The sequence below is a fragment of the Hydrogeniiclostridium mannosilyticum genome (genome assembly GCF_003268275.1).
Taxonomy (GTDB): domain Bacteria; phylum Bacillota; class Clostridia; order Oscillospirales; family Acutalibacteraceae; genus Hydrogeniiclostridium; species Hydrogeniiclostridium mannosilyticum.
The window spans coordinates 39,014-62,386 of sequence record NZ_QLYR01000009.1 but is presented as its reverse complement, the minus strand read 5'-3'; the positions used below and the strand labels follow the sequence as shown (position 1 = coordinate 62,386).

21 protein-coding genes and 1 tRNA gene are annotated in these 23,373 nt (G+C 52.8%); 3 read left to right on the top strand and 19 right to left on the bottom strand.

What is annotated here, in order from left to right; all coding sequences use genetic code 11:
• Positions 1–36: 36 nt before the first annotated feature.
• The 4 genes from DPQ25_RS11545 to DPQ25_RS11530 form a co-directional block, all read right to left on the bottom strand.
• Positions 37–112: transfer RNA gene (locus tag DPQ25_RS11545), tRNA-Ala, on the bottom strand.
• Positions 113–202: 90 nt separating this feature from the next.
• Positions 203–844 carry an endonuclease III gene (gene nth / locus DPQ25_RS11540; RefSeq protein WP_112333330.1) on the bottom strand — a complete coding sequence of 214 codons (642 nt, stop codon included), beginning with the start codon at positions 842–844 and terminating at the stop codon, positions 203–205.
• A gap of 19 nt (positions 845–863) precedes the next feature.
• Positions 864–1,382, bottom strand: coding sequence for a cysteine hydrolase family protein (locus DPQ25_RS11535; RefSeq protein WP_112333329.1), 519 nt, complete (start codon positions 1,380–1,382; stop codon positions 864–866).
• 122 nt (positions 1,383–1,504) lie between these two features.
• Positions 1,505–2,587, bottom strand: a complete 1,083-nt coding sequence (locus DPQ25_RS11530) for an O-antigen ligase family protein (protein WP_146740562.1) — start codon at positions 2,585–2,587, stop codon at positions 1,505–1,507.
• A gap of 571 nt (positions 2,588–3,158) precedes the next feature.
• Between DPQ25_RS11530 and DPQ25_RS11525 the strand changes: the two genes are divergently transcribed.
• A complete protein-coding gene (locus DPQ25_RS11525) occupies positions 3,159–5,537 on the top strand; it encodes a cation-translocating P-type ATPase (protein ID WP_112333327.1) in 2,379 nt (792 codons plus the stop codon).
• A gap of 48 nt (positions 5,538–5,585) precedes the next feature.
• Entirely contained in the window at positions 5,586–6,968 is a 1,383-nt protein-coding gene (locus DPQ25_RS11520) for an MATE family efflux transporter (protein ID WP_112333326.1), read from the top strand.
• Positions 6,969–7,093: 125 nt separating this feature from the next.
• Here DPQ25_RS11520 and DPQ25_RS11515 read toward each other — a convergent pair whose 3' ends face one another.
• The 10 genes from DPQ25_RS11515 to DPQ25_RS11470 all read right to left on the bottom strand — a co-directional run bounded on the left by DPQ25_RS11515 (position 7,094) and on the right by DPQ25_RS11470 (position 18,726).
• Positions 7,094–10,213 carry an SH3 domain-containing protein gene (locus DPQ25_RS11515; RefSeq protein WP_146740561.1) on the bottom strand — a complete coding sequence of 1,040 codons (3,120 nt, stop codon included), beginning with the start codon at positions 10,211–10,213 and terminating at the stop codon, positions 7,094–7,096.
• 300 nt (positions 10,214–10,513) lie between these two features.
• Entirely contained in the window at positions 10,514–12,142 is a 1,629-nt protein-coding gene (groL, locus tag DPQ25_RS11510; protein WP_112333324.1) for a chaperonin GroEL, read from the bottom strand.
• Positions 12,143–12,211: 69 nt separating this feature from the next.
• Complete coding sequence (locus DPQ25_RS11505; RefSeq protein WP_112333323.1) at positions 12,212–12,496, bottom strand: co-chaperone GroES; 285 nt, start codon at positions 12,494–12,496, stop codon at positions 12,212–12,214.
• Positions 12,497–12,731: 235 nt separating this feature from the next.
• Positions 12,732–13,859 (bottom strand): THUMP domain-containing class I SAM-dependent RNA methyltransferase, encoded by a 1,128-nt coding sequence (locus DPQ25_RS11500; RefSeq protein ID WP_112333322.1) that lies wholly within the window; start codon positions 13,857–13,859, stop codon positions 12,732–12,734.
• 91 nt (positions 13,860–13,950) lie between these two features.
• Positions 13,951–14,823 carry a CehA/McbA family metallohydrolase gene (locus DPQ25_RS11495; RefSeq protein ID WP_112333321.1) on the bottom strand — a complete coding sequence of 291 codons (873 nt, stop codon included), beginning with the start codon at positions 14,821–14,823 and terminating at the stop codon, positions 13,951–13,953.
• Positions 14,824–14,896: 73 nt separating this feature from the next.
• On the bottom strand, positions 14,897–15,520 hold the full coding sequence (spoIIR, locus tag DPQ25_RS11490; protein ID WP_112333320.1) for a stage II sporulation protein R: 624 nt from the start codon (positions 15,518–15,520) through the stop codon (positions 14,897–14,899).
• Between the two features lie 138 nt (positions 15,521–15,658).
• On the bottom strand, positions 15,659–16,312 hold the full coding sequence (locus DPQ25_RS11485; protein WP_112333367.1) for a Dph6-related ATP pyrophosphatase: 654 nt from the start codon (positions 16,310–16,312) through the stop codon (positions 15,659–15,661).
• A gap of 207 nt (positions 16,313–16,519) precedes the next feature.
• On the bottom strand, positions 16,520–17,188 hold the full coding sequence (locus DPQ25_RS11480) for a hypothetical protein (RefSeq protein WP_112333319.1): 669 nt from the start codon (positions 17,186–17,188) through the stop codon (positions 16,520–16,522).
• A 19-nt stretch (positions 17,189–17,207) separates the two neighbouring features.
• Positions 17,208–18,245, bottom strand: a complete 1,038-nt coding sequence (locus DPQ25_RS11475) for an ATP--guanido phosphotransferase (RefSeq protein ID WP_177577033.1) — start codon at positions 18,243–18,245, stop codon at positions 17,208–17,210.
• Positions 18,220–18,726 (bottom strand): UvrB/UvrC motif-containing protein, encoded by a 507-nt coding sequence (locus DPQ25_RS11470; protein WP_112333317.1) that lies wholly within the window; start codon positions 18,724–18,726, stop codon positions 18,220–18,222. Before DPQ25_RS11470 ends, DPQ25_RS11475 begins: the two co-directional genes overlap by 26 nt.
• 185 nt (positions 18,727–18,911) lie before the next feature.
• Here DPQ25_RS11470 and DPQ25_RS14740 point away from each other — a divergent pair, with 185 nt between their 5' ends.
• Complete coding sequence (locus tag DPQ25_RS14740; RefSeq protein WP_177577031.1) at positions 18,912–19,070, top strand: hypothetical protein; 159 nt, start codon at positions 18,912–18,914, stop codon at positions 19,068–19,070.
• A 118-nt stretch (positions 19,071–19,188) separates the two neighbouring features.
• On the opposite strand, the gene DPQ25_RS11465 is transcribed toward DPQ25_RS14740, so the two are convergent.
• The 5 genes from DPQ25_RS11465 to DPQ25_RS11445 all read right to left on the bottom strand — a co-directional run bounded on the left by DPQ25_RS11465 (position 19,189) and on the right by DPQ25_RS11445 (position 23,373).
• Positions 19,189–19,443 carry a TIGR03905 family TSCPD domain-containing protein gene (locus DPQ25_RS11465; RefSeq protein WP_112333316.1) on the bottom strand — a complete coding sequence of 85 codons (255 nt, stop codon included), beginning with the start codon at positions 19,441–19,443 and terminating at the stop codon, positions 19,189–19,191.
• Positions 19,444–19,473: 30 nt separating this feature from the next.
• Complete coding sequence (locus DPQ25_RS11460) at positions 19,474–20,316, bottom strand: PHP domain-containing protein (RefSeq protein WP_112333315.1); 843 nt, start codon at positions 20,314–20,316, stop codon at positions 19,474–19,476.
• A gap of 132 nt (positions 20,317–20,448) precedes the next feature.
• Complete coding sequence (locus DPQ25_RS11455; RefSeq protein WP_112333314.1) at positions 20,449–21,252, bottom strand: ABC transporter permease subunit; 804 nt, start codon at positions 21,250–21,252, stop codon at positions 20,449–20,451.
• Positions 21,249–22,154: an ABC transporter ATP-binding protein gene (locus DPQ25_RS11450; protein WP_112333313.1), complete on the bottom strand. Its 906-nt coding sequence runs from the start codon at positions 22,152–22,154 to the stop codon at positions 21,249–21,251. Before DPQ25_RS11450 ends, DPQ25_RS11455 begins: the two co-directional genes overlap by 4 nt.
• A gap of 40 nt (positions 22,155–22,194) precedes the next feature.
• On the bottom strand, positions 22,195–23,373 hold the full coding sequence (locus DPQ25_RS11445) for a SpoIIE family protein phosphatase (protein WP_112333312.1): 1,179 nt from the start codon (positions 23,371–23,373) through the stop codon (positions 22,195–22,197).

The following is a 23,373-nucleotide window of genomic DNA, read 5'->3' as shown; positions in this document are numbered from 1 at the left end:
TCGCTATAAAGCAGTCGACTTCTTTCAACATTTTACTGGTGGACCTGGAGGGATTCGAACCCTTGACCTCTCGGATGCGAACCGAACGCTCTCCCAGCTGAGCTACAGGCCCTAATCTGCTATAACAATAGCGAAGCTTTAAACAGCGTTATTTATTATAGCATGCTTTCTCTTATTTTTCAACTACAAAATAAAGATAATTTCACTTTTTTTGGGCCGCTTTAAAATAATTACAAAATTCCTTCATACAGCATTGTTCGCACCTAGGGGTCCGCGCCTGACAAACAGCACGGCCATGCAGTACTAAGCGGTGACAAAAATCGTTAGCCTCATCCATTGGCAAAACCGCGCGAAGCTGCTTTTCCACCTTATAGGGCTCCTTTCCCTCGCTGAGCCCAAGCCTTCCGCACAGGCGGATGCAATGCGTATCCGTCACCACCGCAGGCTTATGATAGATATCGCCAACCACCAGGTTCGCCGTTTTCCGGCCCACCCCCGGCAGCTTTGTCAATTCTTCAACGGTATCCGGAACCACCCCGTCATAATTCTCCAGCAGGCTGCGGCACATCGCATGAATATCGCGTGCCTTTGTCTTGTAGAGCCCACAGGAATGAATATAGGGCTCAATTTCCTCCGCACTCGATTGGGCGAAGGCCTCCAGAGTCGGAAAACGCTCGAACAATGCGGGCGTAACCATATTCACCCTGGCATCCGTGCATTGAGCCGCCAGCCGGGTTGCAATCAAAAGCTGCAGGGGTTCCCGGTAGGTCAGCGAACAAACGGCATCCGGATATTCCTTTTTCAATGCCTCTACCGCCAGGGCTGCCTTTTGCTTCTTCGTCATTACAGGAAACGCTCCTTTATCATGATATCACCGTGATTTGCAGCCCTGCCATAACCTTCAACGCCATTTCGTTCAACCGCGCGTCATTGGAAGCTGTACAGCGGGCATCCACCAAAATTTCCGCTTCCGGCCGTGCAGTTTTCGCTAGGACCGCATTAGAAATGACGCAAATATTGCTGACTACTCCAACCAACTCAATGCTGTCGTACAAATTTTGCTGTAAAAAGGAAAACAGCGCCGCACTGCCAAAAGTCTCCTTCTCAAAAGAACGGCAGCCTGCCAGTTCCTTGCCGGCTTCGCCAAACAGCTGCCAGCCGGGTGTCCCCCTCCTGCAATGGGGAACCGGGAGCTTCCGCCCCTCCTGTGTCTCTAAATAGTTTTCCTCGTGCGTATCCATCGTGTATACCACATCGTCGCCATTTTCGCGGTAGGCACGTATCTTGTCGCAAATTGGCTTTTCCAAAGCAACCGCTTCTGCAAAGCCCAGGGAACCGTCTACAAAATCATGCTGATAATCCACTACTACCAATAAACGCAAGGTCACACCGCCTTCTCAAATAGATATAGGAATGCCTCTGCCGCTTTTATTTTACAGCAGAGGCGGACAAATTTCAATCTTTTTTATGCCTGTCTAAAATACGCATTCCCTATGGTGGGCTGTCAACTGTTCTTTACCGCATAGGCTGTTTTTGCATTCAGGTCCAAAGCATAATCCGGTAACGGGAGAGGGGAAGCCTGCCCCCTGCGCTCCTCTTCCGAAACCGTTCCCACCGAGGAATAGATCAGGAAAAACAGCATTGCAGTCTGAATCCAGAAAATAGTCACATCCGTCATGCCATGTGCCAGCACAGCGGTCAGCAGGGCCAGCACCAAAGCATTCATATTTTTACTGATCCCCCTTTTGAAGCGCCGGACAATCAGATGCAGCTTTTGCAGTCCATAGAAAAAGAAGACACCGGCGCCGATAACCCCATAATTCAACAATACATCAAAAATTAAATTATGGCAGTGAAAGGTTTTATAGCCGCCAAAGGGGCCGCAGATGATGCTGTAAGACATCGGTCCCTGCCCCAAAAGCGGATGCTGGCGAATACCTTTCATTGCAGTTTCCCAAATAGAAAACCGCTGCCCAAAGGAAATATCGATGCTCTCAACCCGCGGGATTAAAAGCGGATAGATAAAATTAGCGCCGACAAATAACGCCGTGACAACAAAAAACACCGCTGCCAGCTTATATTTCTTTTTTAACAGCAAAAATACAAACAAGCCGCAGCAGGTGGCAAACAGCGCCGACAAGCTTGCGCACAAATAAAGGCCAATCAGGTTAACGCCGACAATGGCCAGGTAGGCCCATAGGCGTTTGGGATTGGTCACCATGCGGTAAACCGCAATCAGAATGACAAACTCGATCAGCATACCGTAATAATTGGCGTTCATACATAGAGACTCCGGACGATAGGAGGGGTTTTCGCCATAGAAAAACCACTTCTGTCCCAATGCTACCGCAAAACAAAGCAAGCTGCATACACAGGCCAGATCCATCGCCCGGTTAAACAGCTGTTTATTCATAATGCTTTTAATGTACAGGCCGCTAATCAATATAGCCGGCACTAAAAGAGAGATCAGCATCCCCTTATAGTTCCCGTAAACCGCCGATACAAAAAAGGGAAGAATCAGAAAACCCAGCAGCAACCTCGTATAGGGCTCATCAAAAACCCGCTGTCGCCTCCCATAGTGAAACATTGTTACAACTGCAATGCCGCAAGCTACCAAGGTGCTGATTATAAAAGGCAAAAAAATCGAAACCGTAAACAGCAGAACCATATATTGATCAAGCCGGCCGGATTGGCCGCCTTCCTTTATAAACCTCTTTTTTATTGCTGCTATAATAGTACACGCCTCCTTTTCCAAAATAAAAAATTATTTATGCGAGACTTACTTTAAAATCTATCCGCCATCCTGTCCTGTACGGGTCTCCAAGTAGATGGAGCCGCAAAACAAACTGGGCAGGCATAGGAAATCAGCCTTCACCCCTATTTTCTATGCTTTCCTATTATAAACAGGTATGAACCTGAACTCAAGGTGTATTTGTGATGGAATCCCTGCTTGCTGACGATTGCGCTTTGTATATATCAACGAAAATATTTACAAATCTTTAACGTCCCTTACAAATACCTCACATTTCTGGCAATTTTTCTTAATTGCTAGTATAATAAAGGTCGGCGCCTTTAGGCTTTAACAGCAGTCTTTATACGAAATAAAGCACAGCATCGCCGGGCTGTTGCCATTTATTAAGGATAGGAGCGCGTTTCTTATGTCCACCCATTTCTCGCAGCATACCGCCGGGCCTATACGGCTGCATGTAAGCCCCGACCAGGGACTCAGCAACGAACAGGTTGCACAGCAGGCCTCAAAAGGGCTTAGCAACGGTTTTCCTGATGTACGGACAAAAAGCATTAAAAAAATTATCTGCGATAACATCTTGACTCCATTTAATTTATTGAATGTAATTCTTGGGCTTCTGGTCTTTCTGGTAGGCTCATACAAAAACATGCTTTTTCTGGGCGTTGCCATCTGTAACAGCTTTATCGGCGCTTTTCAGGAAATCCGTGCCAAAAAAACCATTGATAAACTGGCTGTTGTCGCAGCGCCAAAGGCCCATGTCATCCGCAGCGGACAAAAGCGGCAAATCTCCGTGGAAGAGCTTGTTCTGGATGATATTTTGGCACTGGAGAGCGGCAACCAAATTTGTGCCGACTGTCTGCTTCTGCGGGGGGAATGCGAGATCAATGAATCGCTTGTCACCGGGGAAAGCGAACCTGTTGCCAAGAAGCCGGGCGACCTGCTGCTTTCAGGCAGTTTTGTCGTTGCGGGCTCCTGCTTGGCGCGGGTAGAGCATGTCGGCAGAGAAAACTACGCTGCGAAAATTACCAACGAGGCTAAATATTTTAAAAAGCCAAACTCTGAAATCATGACCTGGATCAACCGCATCATCAAATATATTGGCATTGCCATTATTCCCATCGGATTGCTGCTGTTTTACAAACAAATTTTCATTTCCGGCCAGGGGCTGCAACGGGCTGTCGTCAGTACGGTCGCCGCCCTGGTAGGCATGATTCCGGAGGGGCTCGTCTTGCTGACCAGTATGGTTCTGGCCGTCAGTGTACTGCGCCTTTCCCGCCACCATGCATTGGTGCAGGAGCTGTACTCCATTGAAACATTGGCCCGTGTGGATGTTCTCTGTCTGGATAAAACAGGGACCATCACGGAGGGAACCATGCAGGTGGATCACGTGCTTCCGCTTTCCTCCGTATCTACTGAAGAGATTTCAGCCATTATCGCAGCACTGACTGCCTCCAGCCCCGACACCAGCCCTACGTTTTCCGCATTGAGGCAGGCCTTTTCCCAATGCCCGGACTGGCAATGCACAAACGCCGTTCCCTTCTCCTCCGCCAGGAAATGGAGCGGCGCCACCTTTGCCGGAAAGGGCAGCTACATCATCGGCGCCGCGGAGTTTGTGTTTAAGGGAACCCTCCCCGCTGATATCCGTGAGAAAATGGCACGCTATGCCGCCTCAGGGCAGCGGGTGCTCATCTTGGCACATTCCGCCGAGGGCTTTGTCGAAAAACAGCTTCCTCAAAAACCGGAGCCGGTCTGCCTGCTCGTATTGAGCGACAAAATCAGGCCCAGCGCGCCCCAAACACTGGCCTACTTTGCGGAGCAGGGTGTGGCCATCAAGGTAATCTCCGGCGATAATGCCCTGACCGTCGCAAATATTGCCAAAAGGGCTGGCCTGCCGGACGCCGGTAATTATATCGATGCCACGACGCTTACCACCGATGAGCAGCTGGCTGAAGCCGCCGAGCGTTATACCGTATTCGGGCGGGTAACGCCACAGCAAAAATTAGCTCTCGTAAAGGCCCTTAAAGCCCGGAAACACACGGTGGCTATGACCGGGGACGGCGTCAATGATGTTCTGGCACTGCGTGAAAGCGATTGCAGCATAGCGATGGCCTCCGGCAGCGATGCCTCTCGTACAGTCTCACAAGTCGTCCTACTGGATTCCAACTTTGCCAGCATGCCGAAAATTGTAAAAGAAGGCCGGCGGTCTATCAATAATTTACAGCGGTCCGCCTCCTTATTCTTAGTTAAGTCCATTTTTTCCTCTGTCATTGCCATCCTATTTATTTTTCTTGCCTTTGATTACCCCTTCCAGCCCATTCAGCAAACGCTCATTAGTGCACTGACCATTGGTATTCCCTCATTTTTTCTGGCACTGGAGCGCAACAAAGAGCGTATTCACGGAAAATTCATCCTCAACGTTCTGCAAAAGGCCCTGCCCGGCGCAGTAACGATGATTATAAACATACTTCTACTTGTTATTATTTCCAGCTTTTACCCCTTTAATCGGGAAGAGATTTCAACCATGGCCGTTATTATAACCGGTTTTACCGGCCTCACAATTCTGCTGAAAATTTCCCTTCCGCTTAATCTGCCCAGAGGGGCGCTATTCTTCAGCCTGTGCGCCGCCTTTGTGATTGCACTGCTCTTCTTCCGCCCGCTTTTCAACCTGATTTTCATTACCACGCCCATGCTTCTGGCCTTAGCCCCGATGATGGCCGCCGCAGCGTGCGTGATGTTCTCGCTGTGGCATCTGCTTGAAAAATACGCCGGTTCCCGGAAAAACGGCTGATAAAATTAAATCGCTTACAGGCTGCGACGCTATGGGGTGAAAAAAGTCATGAAACAGCAACAAAACGATTTTGCCAGGGGCTCCATTCCCAGCAATATCATGCGCCTGGCCATTCCAATGATTTTCGCACAGCTAATCAACGTTCTATATAATATCGTTGACAGAATGTATATCGGGCACATCCCCGAGGCCGCGGCAAATGCTCTGACCGGCCTGGGTATCACCTTTCCCATTCTCTGCCTCGTCACGGCGTTCGCCAATCTGTTCGGCGGCGGCGGGGCACCCCTGTTTTCTATTGCCTGGGGCAAGGGGGACCGGCAGACCGCGGAAGAAATTATGGGAAACTCCTTTGCGCTTCTGCTTGGAACCGGGGCCCTGCTTACGGCGGTTATCCTCTTGTTTAAGCGGCCCTTGCTGTATCTCTTTGGGGCCAGTGAGGTCACCTTTCCCTATGCCGACCAATACCTCACCATCTACATATGCGGCAGCATCTTTGTAATGGCCGGCCTGGGAATGAATAATTTTATCAACGCGCAGGGCTTTGCGCGCGTTGGAATGGGCACTGTTCTGATCGGCGCGGTGTTAAACCTTATTCTGGACCCCATCTTTATTTTCATTTTCGATATGGGCGTCTCGGGCGCGGCATTGGCCACCGTCCTTTCCCAGCTTGTCTCATCTATTTGGGCGGTTGCCTTTCTGGCCGGCAAAAGGGTCCCTATGCGGCTCCGGCTCTGTAACCTGCGGGTACGGCTCTGTTTATTTAAAAGGATTTCCGCGCTGGGATTTTCAGGCTTTATCATGTCCGTGACCAACAGCGGCGTACAAATTGTCTGCAATGCAACCCTGCAAGCTTTTGGCGGCGACCTTTATGTAGGCGTCATGACGATTATTAATTCCGTGCGTGAAATCGCCAGCGTGCCTGTCAATGGGCTCACCAGTGCCGCCCAACCTGTTATGGGGTATAACTACGGCGCCAAAGAGTACCGGCGCGTGCGCAGCGGCATAAAATTCACCTCTATTACCGGGTTTATTCTGTTGGCGGCCATCTGGATTTTTCTGCTGGCCTTCCCTGAATTCTTTATTAGCATCTTCAATGATGACCCCGCGCTTGTCTCTGCCACTATTCCCGCTATCCACCTGTATTTCTTCGGCTTTTTCATGATGGCCCTGCAAATGGCCGGGCAATCTGCCGCCGTATCCCTCGGAAAATCGAAGCAAGCCGTCTTTTTCTCGCTGCTCCGCAAGGCATTTATCGTAATCCCGCTGACATTGATTCTTCCCAACTTCATGAACCTGGGCGTTAACGGGGTCTTTTTAGCCGAGCCCATTTCAAACTTTATCGGCGGCGGCGCCTGCTTTATTACCATGCTCTGCACAATCTGGCGGGAATTAAAGCAAAAAGAACAGCAGGAACCATCTTCCATCGTCTGATGCCCTCCGGCTGCCGGTTCCCCGGCAGCACCCTCCAAGCGGCTTATTGCCCTGCCGTACAAAAAAGCCCTTGCTCCTAAATTCAGAGCAAGGGCTTTTTCCCGTAACAGCATGCCTAAGAGCTCTTAAGCATACCCTGCAAATGCGCTTGGATAGGTATATCCGTACTTATTATAACGCGCTGCGCTATAATCATTGTAGTTGTAAACATTGGCCTCGCCCAAGCGGCGGTACAGCAAACCGGAATAGGGTTTTCCGCCTGCGTTGCACCAGCGCAGCAAATCCGTGCCAAAGGCATAGGCATTGGTATAGTTCAAGTCGTGCTGATAGGACCCCGACAAGCGTACATACCCGGAGTTCAGCCAACCGGTCTTTCCATTGACTGTTACCTGGTACCAGCCATCCCTCGTGTCGGAGAAATCCTTACCGACCACCTTTACCTGTGTCCCGGAGGATACGGACGAGAGAATGGAAGCGCTCATGCTCGCGCTGCTGCGCAGATTCGTCGACTTTGTCACGGTTGCCGATAGGCCGCCGCTTGGGAAAGTATCCGGCGGAACCACCGCGTTCAACATAATTGTACGCGCGTCCATGGTCGAGGAGCCATTCCAATAGCCGGAGCCTACATTATAGCCAAAGCTAATCAGGCAGTCTGCCTGATTCTGATTCATCTTCAGACCGTTCAGGCGCATAAACCGGTTGACCTCTGTTGTATAGCTGGCTTTATTAATGGTGTTCACCAGCAGGGACCAGCCCTCTGTTTTTGAAATATTGTTATAGAAGGTCGCTCCCGCCCCGAACGTATAGCCATAGCCAAGCGTCGGAACCTGGCTGGTGGTCAGCATATCCGCATACACGGTAGAACTGAACCCCTCCCAGTTTGCGATCATATTAATAATTTTGTCGCTGGCTCTGCGGTCTTCGGTTGAGGAAACCGTATAATCCTGGGACTGCACCACATAGGCGCTGGTAGTATAGCCAGCGCTGCTGTATTTACCATTTTGAGCGGACACTGCCGTCACAGAATAATTACCGGTTGTATCAAAAGTAACAGAGGCCGTCCACTTAATTGTTTTATAGGTTTTTCCCGTGTGGGTATTCTGAACACTCTCAGTCGTCTGTTTCGTTGCCTGGACAGTTTTCTTGGAGCCATCCTGCATAGTGACAACGAACTGTACACCGTCCCGCGAGGTGTCCGTAACCGCCGTCAATGTTACCTGCTCGCCAATGCCGGCAATATTAGGCGAGGTATAGGCCGTTCGGACAGGCTCCGCAGCAGTAGCTGTGACCGCACAGGAAACCGACTTGCCGCCAGAGGAAGCTGTGATGGTAACCGTGCCGGGTTTTAAAACCTCCACGTATCCATTTTCAACCACCGCGACTTCCGTGTTGCTGCTCTTCCAGGTCACACTCGCATTGGACGGGGTAACCGTTGCCTTTAAGTAGAGGGTCCGGTCAACCGGTACGCTCGCCGAAGTATTGGAGAGCTTCAGGGTCGTTGCAGATATCTCCGGATCTTCCGGTTCATTGGAGTAACGGAACTTAATGTACTCCGTGCTGACATAACCAATAACACCACCCGCTGTTTTCACCTTAGTCCAGTCCGCATTCGATGTGTCCAGAACCGTCAGCTTGGTGCCATTATTCAGCACAGCCAAAATATTCGAGCTCGTGCTGGCGGATTTCCTTAATCTTAATCCATCCACGGTTACTGTAGCGCCCACAATGGTCGGTTCGCTCTCCGAGCCGCCGGAGGAGCTATCCGTGGATATTTTCAAAAACTCCTTGCTGCAATAGCCCTCTTTTCCCGCGGCCGTTCTCACCTTAGCCCATGCGGGATCGGAGTTGTCAATCACCGTTACCTTTGTGCCGTTGGAGAGGGTTAGAATAACCGAATAGCTCGTACCGGGGCCAGAACGCAGGCGCAGGTTAGCCGTTGTGGTCGCAACCAGGTTCTGCTCCGGTTTTTCAGGCTCAGGATCCGGCTCCGGTTCGGGTTCGGGCGCTGGTTCCGGGGTTCCCGCCTCTGTTTTAATATCCAAAAACTCCTTGCTGCAATAGCCCTGCTTACCATCCGCTGTTTTTACCTTAGCCCAGCCGCTCATGGAATTGTCGGTAACTGTCAGCTTGGTGCCTTTGGGTAAAACAACAATGTAGGCATAGGAGGTACCCGGCCCCTGGCGAAGCTTCAGATTAGCGGTCGTGGTCGCAACCGTTATGGCAGATGAGGAGCCGCCGGAATTGCCCCCGGAGCTGCTGCCGCTATCATATTTTAAATATTCTTTGCTGCAATAGCCCTCCTTGCCGGAAACCGTGCGCACCTTTGCCCAGGAGGCGTTGGAGTCATCGATTACCGTCAGGGTCGCGCCCTTGGTCAAGGTCAGCAGTACGCTGTAATTGGTACCGGGACCACTGCGCAGATTTAAATAATCCGTCGTTACCGCACTTTTGGACACTGTGCCGGATGAGGAACCACCGGAGGAGCTACCCGAGGAAGTGCCGGAGGAAATTTTCAAATATTGTGTACTGCAATATCCCGTCATACCGGAAGAGGTTTTCACCTTCGTCCAGGAGCCGTTGGAGGTGTCCAGCACCGTCAGAGAAACACCCTCGTCCAGAATGGTCAACGTCTTGTAGTTGGTACCCGGTCCGCTTCTCAGCCGCAGCCCAACCGTTGTAACCGCCGTTTTTCCGGAACCCGCTGAACCAGAGGAGGAGCTGCTGGAGGAACCGCCGCCGGAGGTAATATTTAAGTATTCGCGGCTGCAATACCCCTGACTGCTGCCATACTGCACCTTAACCCAAACAGAACCGGAATTATCCAGCACCGTGACATTCTTACCTTTGGGGATCGTCGTAATAATATTATAATTTGTCCCTGCGCCGGTCCTCAAATTCAGGTTCGCGGTTGTCGTCGCCGTCCCGGAATTACTGCCGGAGCTGCCGCCGGAGGAGCTGCCGGAAATAGAGAGGTACTCTTTACTGCAATAGCCCTGCTTACCGCTGATCGTGCGCACCTTAACCCAGGCGCCGTCATCCTCAAGCACGGTTAAGGTTGCCCCCTTTATCAAGGTTAGCATCACCTTATAGTTGGTACCGGGCCCCTCCCTTAGGTTCAAATAGTCCGTTGTTGTTGCCTGCTCCCCTGCTGCTTCGGCCGGCAAGCCCGGCGCGAAAGAAAACACGATTAAAAAAGAGCAAAGCATGGAAACCAACGCCAACAGCCTCTTTTTCTTTCTGCTCATTAAAATATTCACTCCCAATCCTTCTCAATATTCCTATATTTTACAATTCGTTCTGTAAATTAGGCATAATTATCATTGTAATTATGATTATAAAATACAATTTTTTAATTATCAACCCCTTTCCGCCATTATTAACATTTTATTTCTCTATTTCCTGTATCTTCCATGTTTATTGGCCTTTCTTACAAGCAGTATTTTTTTAAACCGTTGAATAGTCTGGTATGCAAAAAAGGAAGCCGGCTTCCCAGCAGGGAAAGCCAGCTTCCTCTTTCATGTTTAAATTTAGGGGAACCGCGCGAATTAGTACATACCGCCCATGTCGGGGGCAGCCGGAGCGGCAGGAGCAGCGGGCTCCTTCTTATCGGCTACCAGGCTCTCCGTCGTCAGTACCATCTGTGCGACAGAGGCAGCATTCTGCAGCGCGGAACGCGTCACCTTGGTCGGGTCGACAATACCGAAGGAGATCATATCGCCATATTCCTTGGTCAAAGCGTTGTAGCCATAGCCCACAGTGCCGTTTCTTCTGATATTCTCAACGATGACAGAGCCCTCTTCTCCTGCATTTGCAGCGATTTGGCGCATCGGCTCCTCCAGAGCCTTCAGCACAATCTGTACACCGGTCTTCTCATCGCCCTCAACCTCGGCAAGCAGCTCCTGCACAGCCGGAGCCGCGTTGATCATTGCGACGCCGCCGCCCGCGACGATGCCCTCTTCCACCGCAGCCTTTGTTGCGGCCAGAGCGTCCTCAATGCGCAGCTTCTTTTCCTTCATCTCAACCTCGGTCGCAGCGCCAACCTTGATAACGGCAACACCGCCGGCCAGCTTTGCCAAGCGCTCCTGCAGCTTCTCACGGTCGAAATCGGAGGTCGTGGTCTCAATCTGATTGCGGATCTGATTCACTCGGGATTTGATCTCGGCGCCGTCGCCATATCCGCCGACAATGATGGTGTTCTCCTTGTCGACCTTTACCTGGCGCGCGTGGCCGAGCTGATCCATGGTGGTTTCCTTCAGCTCAAGGCCGAGCTCAGAAGAAATAACCTGGCCGCCGGTCAAAACAGCAATATCCTGCAGCATCTCCTTGCGGCGGTCGCCGAAGCCGGGCGCCTTCACTGCTACACAGTTGAAAGTGCCGCGCAGCTTGTTCAAAATCAGGGTTGTGAGCGCCTCGCCCTCAATGTCCTCGGCAATGATGACCAGCTTACGGCCGGACTGTACAATCTGCTCCAGCAGCGGGAGAATTTCCTGGATATTGGAAATCTTCTTATCTGTAATCAGCAGATAGGCGTCGTCCATAACGGCTTCCATTTTATCCGTGTCTGTCGCCATGTAGGGGCTGATATAGCCGCGGTCAAACATCATGCCTTCCACAACCTCGGAGTATGTCTCGGAGGTTTTGCTCTCTTCAACGGTGATGACGCCGTCGGCAGTGACCTTTTCCATTGCCTCGGCAATCAGCTTACCAATGCTCTCATCAGAAGCGGAAACCGTTGCAACACGGGCAATGTCCTCGGAGCAGGTGACTTTCTTCGAGTTGCTGCGCAGGGCTTCAACCGCCTTGTCAACCGCCTCCTGAATGCCCTTACGGACAATCATCGGGTTTGCGCCAGCCGTTACGTTCTTCATGCCCTCTCGAATAATGGCCTGAGCCATCAGGGTCGCGGTGGTGGTGCCGTCGCCGGCAGCGTCGTTCGTTTTTACGGAAACTTCCTTTACAAGCTGTGCGCCCATATTCTCAAAGGCGTCGTCAAGCTCAATTTCCTTGGCAATGGTCACGCCGTCGTTGGTAATGAGCGGTGAACCGAACTTTTTGTCCAGAACAACATTGCGGCCTTTGGGGCCAAGGGTGATTTTTACTGTGTCAGCCAGCTGGTTGATGCCGCTCATTAATGCTTTTCTGGCTTCCTCGCCATAAATAATCTGTTTAGCCATAATGAATAAACCTCCAATGTCCTATCATAAATTTATGAGACTGCAAGCAGGGGCATATCCCCCGAAAAATTACTCGACAACTGCAAGAATATCGCTCTGGCGAACAATGGTATACTCTTCCCCGTCCAGCTTGATCTCCGTGCCGGAGTATTTGCTGGTAATAACCTTGTCGCCGACCTTAACAGTCATTACAACGTCTTTGCCGTCTACAACACCGCCGGGGCCAACCGCTATTACCTTCGCAACCTGCGGCTTTTCTTTTGCCGAACCGGCCAGAAGGATCCCGCTCTTTGTGGTCTCCTCAGCTTCCTCCATTTGAATCAGCACTCTGTCTGTCAACGGTTTGATCGTCATGCTTAAGTCCCCCTTAATAATTATAAAAATATCGCAATTCAGTTTTAGCACTCTTTAACCTTGAGTGCTAATAATATTTTAGCTATTTTCACATGAAAAATCAAGTGTTTTTTCTAAAAAAATCCGGATTTCATAAAATATTTACAATTATGCCCAACCGGCGGCTGGCGGCTGTTTTATTCACAGAAGGCCCGCGCCTCCCGCTTGGGCGTACGCTCTGCGCGCTCAAGTCCATTCAGCGCCCGTTTTTATAATACATGTAGAGCTGACAGCGAATCATCCCGTTATAGAGCTTACGCCTTCTGTCCGCCTGCCGCCCAAAGCAGGATTCAAAATTTTCATCCGGTGTGATGACGGAATAATTCCAGCCGCGCTTCGGCTGAAAAACCCGGCCCATCTGACGGTAAAGCTCCTCCGCCGCCCGCAAATCCAGCAGCCGTTCCCCATAAGGCGGGTTACAAATTACGCACCCATAGTCCTCCACTGGGGAAAATTTAGATATATCCCGCTGTTCAACCGAGACCTTCGCCGCAACCCCCGCTATTTTAGCGTTTTCCAGCGCCAACGAAACAGCCGCGCCATCAATGTCATACCCATGCGCATGGAAGGGCTCTCCCCAGCGTGCCAAATCCAGCGCGCGGCGGCGCTCCTGTGCCCACACACCCTGCGGCAGGCAGGACCAGCCCTCGGCGGAAAAACGCCTGCGCAGTCCCGGCGCCACATTTAAAGCATAAAGCGCCGACTCAATTAAAATGGTCCCCGAGCCGCAAAGGGGATCCACCATATTGGCATCCCGCCGCAGACGGGATAGATGCGCCATGGCCGCAGCCAGCGTCTCCTTAATCGGCGCCTCTGTGGCATTAGCCCGGTACCCGCGCTTATGAAGCCCTGCGCCGGATGTATCCAGCATGATGCTGACCTGATCCTTCAGAATCAGAAACTGAACCTGGTGAAGGCTCCCGCTTTCTTCAAACCATTGGATGCCGTACTTACCGCTTAAACGCTCCACCACTGCCTTTTTTACAATAGACTGGCAGTCCGGCAGGCTGGAAAGCTTTGAACCGACGCAGCGCCCCTTTACCGGAAATGCATCCGTCCTCCCAATCCAGCGCTCCCATGGCAGCGCCCGCACCCCCTGGAACAGCTCCTCAAAGCTCAGCGCGCGAAAGGTTCCCAGCAAAACCTGAACGCGCTCTCCATAACGGCACCAGAGGTTGGCACGAGCCAGCAGGGCCTCATCTCCACGGAAAACTACACGGGCGTTTTGCGCTTCAACCGCCCTGGCCTCCATTGCGCGGAGCTCGTCCCCGACCAGGCCCTCCACCCCCATCAGGCACGGGATTACCATTTGAATATCATCCATTTAATCGCTTCCTTTCTAAGCCGTCTGTCCCTGATAAAAACAGACTAAAACCGATGCCGCCTACAGGTGCGCATCGGTCTGTCAAATATTTTCAGTCATGAAGTTTTAAGGGCGAGGACCAGGCCATGTGTCCGTCACGGTCAAAGAGCTCCACTCTCACAAAGGTATCGCCAGCCTTGATCCGGTATTCCGCCCGGGTGATACCGTCCCCTTCAGCGGTGCGGTCCGGGACATAGACCGTATCGGTAAAAAACGCCACACGCTGCACCGGCGTTGATGCCACCAGCAAACGGTCCCCCGCACGTGTTAGTTCAAAGCGGGGCCCTTGAGTGGCATAAAAATCACCGCGCCGCAGCGCTGCCAGGATCGCCTTCTCCGTCAGCGCCTCCGACTTGACATAGATAAAGGATCGCGTCTCTTCGCCTTGGTAAAAATGGGCGTCGTCCCCGGCCAGGCAGGGCAGCAGCGCCCCCTCCGCCGCCATCTGGTCGATAAAGCCGCCCGAATAAGCCCGGCAGTTCCAGGGGAAGCCTGAAACCGTGTTGTAAATCTCCGTTCCGTCGAGGCCGGTCAAAGCCTTTACATGCTCGGGCCGGTTCAGCGACCAGGCCGGGTGTGCCAGCACAGCGAGGCCCCCATGCCCATGGACTGCGTCAATCACGCCCTGCACGTCCAGCGCCCCGCGCTCCAAACAGGGGTCCTCCCGCATACCGAGCGCCAGGATATGATAAATCTCCTCCTGAACGCAGGAGCCTATATCGTATTCGCAGCCGGAAATCAGCAAAAAGTCCTGCTGCTCCTCTGCCTGTGAGACTATCCAATGGTCGGTCAGCGCCAGAAAATCATATCCGGCCGACCGGTAACAGTTGATAACCTCCTGCGGCTGCCTCCGTCCGTCTGAACGCGTTGTATGCGTGTGCAGGTTCCCTTTATACCAATGATTGTCCTTGGAATCAACAAACATGCCGATCCCCCTTTCATTGGTATTATCGTACCACAAATAAACGCTTTTGTCACGGATAAGGCCAAAATACCGCTCAGGAGTTCCCCAGGCCGCGAAACCAATCTACAATTTGCTCATACCACTCCAGGGCCTTGAACTTGATCTCGTACTGCGCAGATTCGCCCTCTTCCACAATCTCCATCTGCTCCTCATTCAGCACGCCGTCCAGTTCCTGGGATTCCTCCGCCACCGGCAGGCACATGGCTGGAAAAATAACGCACCACCAGTTATGCCCCGCGCCGGCGCCGATCGTCACCCGCAGCGCCTCATAATAGCCCGCCGGCAGCGCTGTTTCACCATAAACACGTGTTGTAAAGTACATGTGCGTCAGCTCCATGGAAACAGGGTAACTGTAGCCCTGGCGGTAAACCTCATCCTGCGCAGCCTCGCGCAGTGCATCCATGTTTTTTTCAACAACCGCCCTGGCGGACTCCCGGTCTGTTACCTGGTCAAAAAGCCCGGCGGACTCTGTAACAATCCGGTCGCGTACCTTTAATTTCAGCGCCTGATCCTCCTCGCTGTCTGAGTTCGCGAGGATATGGAGGCGAAGCACCCTGTCGGGGATATCCTCACACTGAGTGGCAAAGCCGGTAAATGAAACCAGGACGGCCAAAATCAACCCCAGGCAAATTGCTTTTTCCGCTGTTCTCCACTTCATACTTGAATCAGTCCTTTTCTTATGTAGATGTTCAAAGTATGGACACCTCAAAAAAGCCTTATTCAAGCAAAGAAAAAAACGGCATCCTTTTAAAAGGAACACCCCTGCTGGCAAACAAAAATATATATTCGCAGAAAATTACCGTTTGGCCGCGCAGATATTAATAGCAGAAATATTGCCAAAGTCCAGAATCTCTTTACACTCATAGGCAACCGGGCGGTGAAAAACCGGGCCGCCTACCGCCACGGTATGATACTCTCCATTTTCGCCGCAAACATCCAAGCCGCGCTTTGCCATCTCCGCTACCAGCTCAGCATCCAATATTCTTCCCAAGAAAGATTGCGGAAGATCTTTATTGCGAACGCATTTAATTACACATTGATACCCTAGGGCAATGATTTCGTTGGTATTGTCCAATCGATCCCGCTGCCAGAGCGGGTGGATGCACTGCAATCCGGCGGCATCGCACCTGGCACGGCACCATTCACGATGGTCCTCGATGTCGATATCGCCAAAAACACAAGCCTCTGCCCCCTGTGCCTTCGCTGCCCGCAGGGTCTCCTCCATACGGGTATGGTAGTCCTCTCCCCCGGATTCACACGGCAAAAGCGGGATCTCGAGGGAGGCAGCGATCTGCCGGAGCAGTTCCAGGTCCACACCATGGAACCAGGAGCGCTGCTGCTCCTGGTTCACCATAACAAGCAGCCCCATTGGGGTATGACCGCCCTCCAACATTTTATGCAGGGATAAAACGCTGTCTTTTCCACCACTATAAGAAATTACAAAATTCATCGTAAACACCTTTTCCATTATTTTCTTGGGGCAGCGGCCCATTAGCAGCTTTCAGTATAACACAGAACCGCTCCGCGGCATAGCCCCATAAAAAGCGAGGGGCGCCTTCCCCCAACGCCGCCGGACGTTCCGGCAGCAAAGGGCCTGCCGTCCAAAAAGCACAGACGGCAAGCCCTTTCTATTATTTATTATGCGGCAGCCTGAGCATCAATAAGCCGCACCGTTCCCCGTTTCCTCGCCCTGAAGCTTCAAAATCTGAGCATTCAGTAAATCCTTAAAAGCGCTGTTCGTGTGGACAGCGCCGCTGATATCCTGGTATTTAACCGGTTCAAAATAGGAGGATTTTCGCTGCTCCCGCAAAAAGCGAAGCGCCTCTGTACGCCCGGAACGCCGGAGAATACAGTCGGCTATTTTTACCGCGTTCATCGCATTATACGGCTCCAGCCGGTAGGCCTCGGCAAAGTGTGCCTGCGCCTTATCCAGCTTGCCCAGGGCCTGCTCTGCCTGAGCCAGGTCTCTCAGCAAATCTGCGCGTACCGTTACGCTGGGGTCGCGGGCAATGCCGCCCTCCAGCGTAACCCTACTTGGCAGCTCCCGCCATTTCGGCCCCTTTAAATAGGCCTGCGCCGCCTGGATCGTTTTCTCCCGGTAGCCGCGGCCCAGCCATGCGCCGGCCTTTGCCAGCAGATAGAGGGCGGCCGGGTCGTCCCTCCCCCTGCAAAGCTCTGTGATTTTTTCCAGGGCTTTCCGCCTTCCCAGTGACTGTACCATATCCCGCGCCTTCGACTCCAGCTCCTTTTGATGCGGTACCTGCGCGCCCAGGACATAAAACAGTGCCGCGGCCAGTTCAAAATCAGCTTGTGCTCCCTTTACCATCGTTGCGCCTCCATCCCTTTTACGCCAAACGCTCCGCCAGCAAACGATTGACAAATGCCGCACGCAAAGCTTCCTCCTGCTCTCCGTCCGGCGCCTGCCCCGCAAGCAGCGCCAGGGTAGCAGGCTGTACCTGCAGCATAGCCGACAATATTTTTTCATAACCGACTGATTGGACCAGGCCGCAGGCTACACCCAGCCGCACATTAGACAAGAGCTCCATGCATTCCTTGCAGGACAGTAATTTCGCCTGCCGCAGAATCGCCAGGCTGCGCGCAACCGTGTCCTGAAATTTCAGCGAGCTCCCCACCGCCTGCCTGGCTGAACGCTCCTGAAGCAGCACCTGCTGTGCCATGCTCTTTAAATTATACAGCGTTTCCTGCTCGGAAATGCCAAGCGTGACACGGCTGGTCAGCTGGTATAAAGAGGCCTGGTTTTCCATTTCATAGCCGCTGCGCAGATCCATGCCCAGGTTGGACAGCCCTGCCGCCACACGGGGAACGGCCCCGTTATAATCCAGGCCGGGAAGGTGCAGCATCAAAGCTGCGTGCAGGCCGGTACCCAGGTCAGCCGGGTTTTGGGTTAAATACCCCAGCTGCCCGTCAAAGGAAAAGGGAAGCAGCTTTCCCAAATTGCTCTCCAGGAGGTCCAGTGTTTCATAGCACCGCTCCAGTGCCAGGCCGGGCAGTACTGTCTGCATTAAAATATGCTCGCCGCCGTTTACAAAAACAGAGCTGGACTCGTCCTCCGTCACAAAGATTCCTTTTCCGTCCGCCCTGGAAACAAACTCCGGCGAGGCCAGGCGGCGCTCTACATAGCTGACCGCTTCCTCCTTGGAAATCTGCCACAGCGGTATAAAGGAAAACGCATGGGCCAGCATGGAGTTTTCATCCTCCATTGCCGACAAAACCGTCTGCAGTGTCTTTTGGCGGTCCGAAGCGCGCATACGGCCGCAGAAGGGAAAGCCTTCAATATTTCTGGAGAGCAGCAGCCGGGTGCTTACTACGACATCGTTCTCCGTCCCGCCGGAGCATTCATACCATTTTACCTTTGCTTCCATCCTTCTGCCCTCCTTCCAGCTGACGGATTTCATCGCGCAAGACTGCTGCCTCTTCAAAATTTTCCAATTCTATGGCCCGCTGCAGAAGCTCCTTTTTTTGCGCCGCCAACTCCTTCTGCTGCAGCATTTGAGGCAGGGCTCCTCCCGGCGTCTTACCACGGTGCACCGTCTCCCCATGCAGCTTACGGATCACCGGAAGCAGCTGATGGTAAAACGTCCGGTAGCATTCCGCACAGCCAACCCTTCCCGTGCGTACAATATCCTGAAACGTTGCGCCGCAGGTACATTGCTCCGCCGCCTGCGGGCGGGTATTATCCTGCATTCCCAGCAGCTCCAAGCCCCGGCTTAAGTCGGCAAACAGATTCCGGTAGCCAAGGCGCCGGGCACACTCCGCGCAAAGAGAATACTCGCCCACCGCCCCGTTTACCAATGTCTTAATATGAGTAGTCGCGGGATTACGCCCGCACATCTGGCATTTCACGTTTAAGCCCCCTTCTTGTTCCTTTTATCCTCTAAGGCCCCGGCCGCGCATACGCAATAATCCCCTGCCTGCCCGGCCCGAAAGCGCTTACTGGTTTTACAAACAATCTCCCTGAAAATTATTGTAACACAAATAGCGGCTTTACAATAGTATATATTGTAAATCAATTAAGGAGGTCAACAACTATGTGTAATAACTTTTTAGGCGGCTGCGGTGGAAATTCCTGCTTCATTATCCTGATCATCATCGTTTTGCTGTGCTGCTGCGGCGGCGGCAACAACTACGCCAACAATGGTGGTTGCGGATGCAACGACTGCGGTTGCGGGAACGGCTGCGGCTGCTAATTAACAAGCATTATTCACAAGTAATGTTGCCTAAGTTCTAAGCGCAAAGGAAGGGGCTGCGGAAAAATCCGCGGCCCCTTCTTTGTTCTATTCCCGCGGTATGCGCTCCGCCTGAAAATTACTTTTGCCGCGCTTGAGCCTCCTCCAGCGCCTGGGCCAGCTGGTCCGGGCAGGAAGTGCTTTTGCGCCCGCAGGTCACTCCCTTGCAGCGGGCAACCACCTCGTCCGCCTTCATCCCTTTTACCAGCGCGCAGATTCCCTTGGTGTTGCCGTCGCAGCCGCCGACAAAGCGCACGGAGCGAATCGTGTCCCCATCTAGGTCTACAATTGTCTGAAGCGAGCAGGTTCCCTGATTTTTATGTACATATTCCATCCTGAATCCCTCCTTAATAGCGGTTTATCATTAACTTCCCCGGCGGGCAGCCTTCCATGCTTTCATTTTTTTCAGCTGACCGGCAGGTGTCAAAAAGCTGCCGACAGGACGCGGGGTGTCTGTATACATGCCATGAAAATCTGTGCCGCCGGTCATCAGCAGGCCATACCGCTCTGCCAGGGCAATGCCGCGTTCCGTATCACCCTGGCTGTGATGCGGATGCCAGCACTCTATGCCGTCCAAAAGGTTCTTTTGCGCCAGCTCCTCTATCAGGGCAAAGCTGTCATATTCTCCGGGGTGGGCAACGACCGCCAGTCCGCCAGCCGCATGAACCTCGTCAATGACGCCGTAAATCTCCGGATAGGCCTTATCGACCCAGGCCAGACCTGTTTTTTTCTGAAAAAGAGCCTGATAGGTTTTCCCAAAAAAACCGTCCGCAAATCCGGCATCCAGCAGCGCATGCATCACGTGCTGGCGGTAAATATTAGCGCTGCCCTGCGCCCTGCGCAGTACCATATCCCTCGTAATGGGATAATGCGCCGCCACCTTATCAATCACGCGCTCCGCCCAATCATGCTGAGAAAGCCAAGCGGATTTGCACAAGCCCTCTAATTTTTCCATCCGGTCCATATAATACCCCAGCAGGTGAACCTTTTTCCCCCTGGCCCTGTCATAGCAGGAAAGCTCAATACCGGGAACCACCTCTACGCCATGCTGCTTGCCGAAAAGCACGGCGCGGGAAACCCCGGAAACGGTGTCATGGTCGGTTACCGCCAACGCCGTAACGCCGCGTTCCTTTGCCAAAACAATCAATTCGTCCACTGTTACGGAACCGTCGGACAAGCGCGTATGACAATGTAAATCTACAACCAATCCAAATCACCTCTTGCAATCCGCCAAAATCACAGGAACAGGGAACCCTATCCTTTATTTTTATTATAGCACTTTTTTTACACAACCGCAATCATTATGCCGCAAAGCGCTTTCCAAAGCAACTATAAGCCGTTATTTCAGCAGCCTTTCGGGGGTAAAGGATTTTGAGACAAAATGAAAAAGAACGACATCTAAAACAATTACGCATATAGAAATAACGAACAGGAGCAGGGCGTTCAGCTGGAACAGGCCCGTAAATTGGCCGACAAAGAGCAGCACAATAGGCAGAACAATATACCCCGCGCTCTGAAACGCCTCGATGTAGCTTTTGCTGCGGCCTGAAATCAGCACCATGAACATCACGCCGAAAAAGGTCAGTGAGGGCGCGAGTAGGACCAGCAGCACAGCCCAGTTCCAGTTAAAAAAATACGGCGTTTGAAAAATTGCTCCGCCCACAGTCATGACCACCGCAAAGAAAATAAAGGAGAACAACGTAGCGGCAAGGCTGAGCAAAACGCAGCCCAAAACCTTAGCGCGAAACAATTTCTTTACCGAAACCGGCGTAAGCAGCAGCGTTTGCAGCGTTCCCCGCTCCCGCTCACCGACAAAACTGGATGCCGCCGAGGCTGTGGAAACCATCAGCGGGACCATTAAAAAGAACATGGGGCTGAGGGTATTCCCCAGCATATAGAAGGTAATCTGGCGGACATCCAGCTGTTGCAGCCCGGCCGGCAGCATGGATAAAACCATGTCCATGCCGTTGAGTTCCTCCGGGGGGATCAACGCGATCAGCACAGTATAAAAAACAGGCAGCACCACCGTCAACACAAGCGGAAGGGCAATCAACGTCCCCCGGGCCATCTTGGCATGCCAAACCTCCCCGCAATCCTTTTTTATGACGGCCCTCTCCGCCAGGGACAGGCTAAACTTACTCATTCTGCATCCTCCTCCCGCTTGATATAACTAAAATAAACATCCTCCAGCGTCGGCCGGACAATCTGTGCCTCATAGACCGGCACGCCGCTCTGAACCAGCCGCTGCAAAATGTGCGGCATAGCCTCCTCCTCTTCCAATACCGTGCGCCACCAGCCTCCGTGCGCTTCAAAACCTTCCGGCCGGCAGGAGGCCCCCACGCGCACGCCCGCATATGTCTTTAGGCCAATCTCCCGGCTCATCGCGGCCAAGGACCCCCTGGCAAGCAGATGCCCGTGGTCAATAATGCCATATTCATCACATAAGTCCTGCGCATAACGCAGCTGATGGGTACAGAGGAATACAGTGGCCCCTTCCGCGGCCTGCTCAGCGATCAGCCGGTTTACCGTCTGCGCGGATTCCGGGTCCAGCCCGCTGGTGGGCTCGTCCAAAAAGAGCACCCTAGGCCGCGCGACCAGGGCTCTTGCCAGAGACAGGCGCTGGAGCATGCCTGTGGAATACGCGCCGGCCTTTTTATCCCGCGCGGAAAAGATGCCCAGTTTTTTCAGCAGCCCGGATCCCCGTTCCGTTGCCTCCTGCTTTTTCATACCGTACAGGGTGGCGTAAAAAACAAGGTTTTCAAGGCCGGATAGATGGCTATATAGCCGGGCTGTCTCTGTCATGACGCCGCAGGCGCGGTGCACCTCCTCCGGTTCCCGCTGCGGAGATCTACCCAGTACCGCGCATTCGCCCTCCGTCGGTGCCAATAAGCCCGTCAAAAGCTTTACCGTGGTCGTTTTTCCGGCGCCATTCGGGCCTAAAAAGCCGAACACGCGCCCCTCTTCGACCTCCAGGTCCAGTTTTTCCAATGCGTTGGCGCCTCCGCCGTAGGTTTTTGTTAGGTTCCTGGCATAAATTGCGTTCATATCCGCCTCCTGTAAAATATTGCTTTATCTTTTCGGTCCTTTAGTAAAAATACCGTTCTACTTTTTTCCCCATCTGCTTTACCAGGGAACATATCGTGTCCAACAACTGCATCTTAATGCTCAAGTCCGCAGGTAGCCCCGGGTTCTGGTGGGCCGGGTTAATGGCGCGTCCGGCAAACACCTTCAGGCTGGTGCAGTCCTCTAACAGCATACGTGCAATCAACGCGGCGCCGTTGTCGGCATCCAGCTTGTGGAAGAAGGCCGCATCCGCCTCCTTTTCCACATATTCCCGCAGGATCTCCACCGTGCGGGATAATGTCAGCACGCCTTCTGTCACCAGGTCAATGCCCTGTATCTTACCCGTGGGCGGGAGCGTGGGGTCGGAATAATTGAGCGAGGTCTCCACCTTGCGGTTCAAAATGCGTGCCACAATATTGGCGCTGGTTCCGCCGCATATCAACCGTTTTCCGGGCGGCGCCATAAAGTCATGCACCATTTTGGGGTCATCCTCGGGGTTAACGGGCGGCCCGGCAAGCATGTTGACCACGCTTTCCGGCTCCGCCTTTAAAATCAGGCAGGTCGAATCATCCCCGGGCTTATCAAGGTAGAGCTCCTTCACCGCCTGGGAAAGCGAGATTGCCAGTCTCGGCGCGGAAGCCTCCTTCTGCGCCGTTTTTGCCAGCCAGGCCGAAACATTGTCCCAATTCCAGCCAAAATTCAGCGCCTGCCCCACGCCGGCATAAACCACCCCGTCGCTGACCAGCCCCAGAATATCGCCGGGCTGTAGCGTAAAGCGGCTTTCCGTCACGGTTTTGCCGGCACATTCCTTCACCTCGGAAAAAGGGTCGAGATCCACTAGTGTTCCATTGCGCACAAACATGCACGGCGGGTTATCAAACTCTACTAAATCCACCGCGCCGTCGTCAAAGATCTGCGCGATGGAGAAGGTGGAATAGGCCACCTTGCGCACACTGCAAACCGGCAGTGTCGCGGCAATGGTTTCCACCGCCTCCGTGACCGTAGCGCCCTCCTCCAGCATAGTTGCCAGGATGGTGCTGGTGAGGGTCGAAAGGATATTGGCTTTTACGCCGCTGCCCAAGCCGTCGGCCAGGACCGCGATAGTGGAATCCTTATTTCTTACAATTTGCACCTTATCGCCGCAAAGCTCCTCACCGTATTTATTGATACTGCGGTAAGCGGCGTCAATATGTATTTTCAT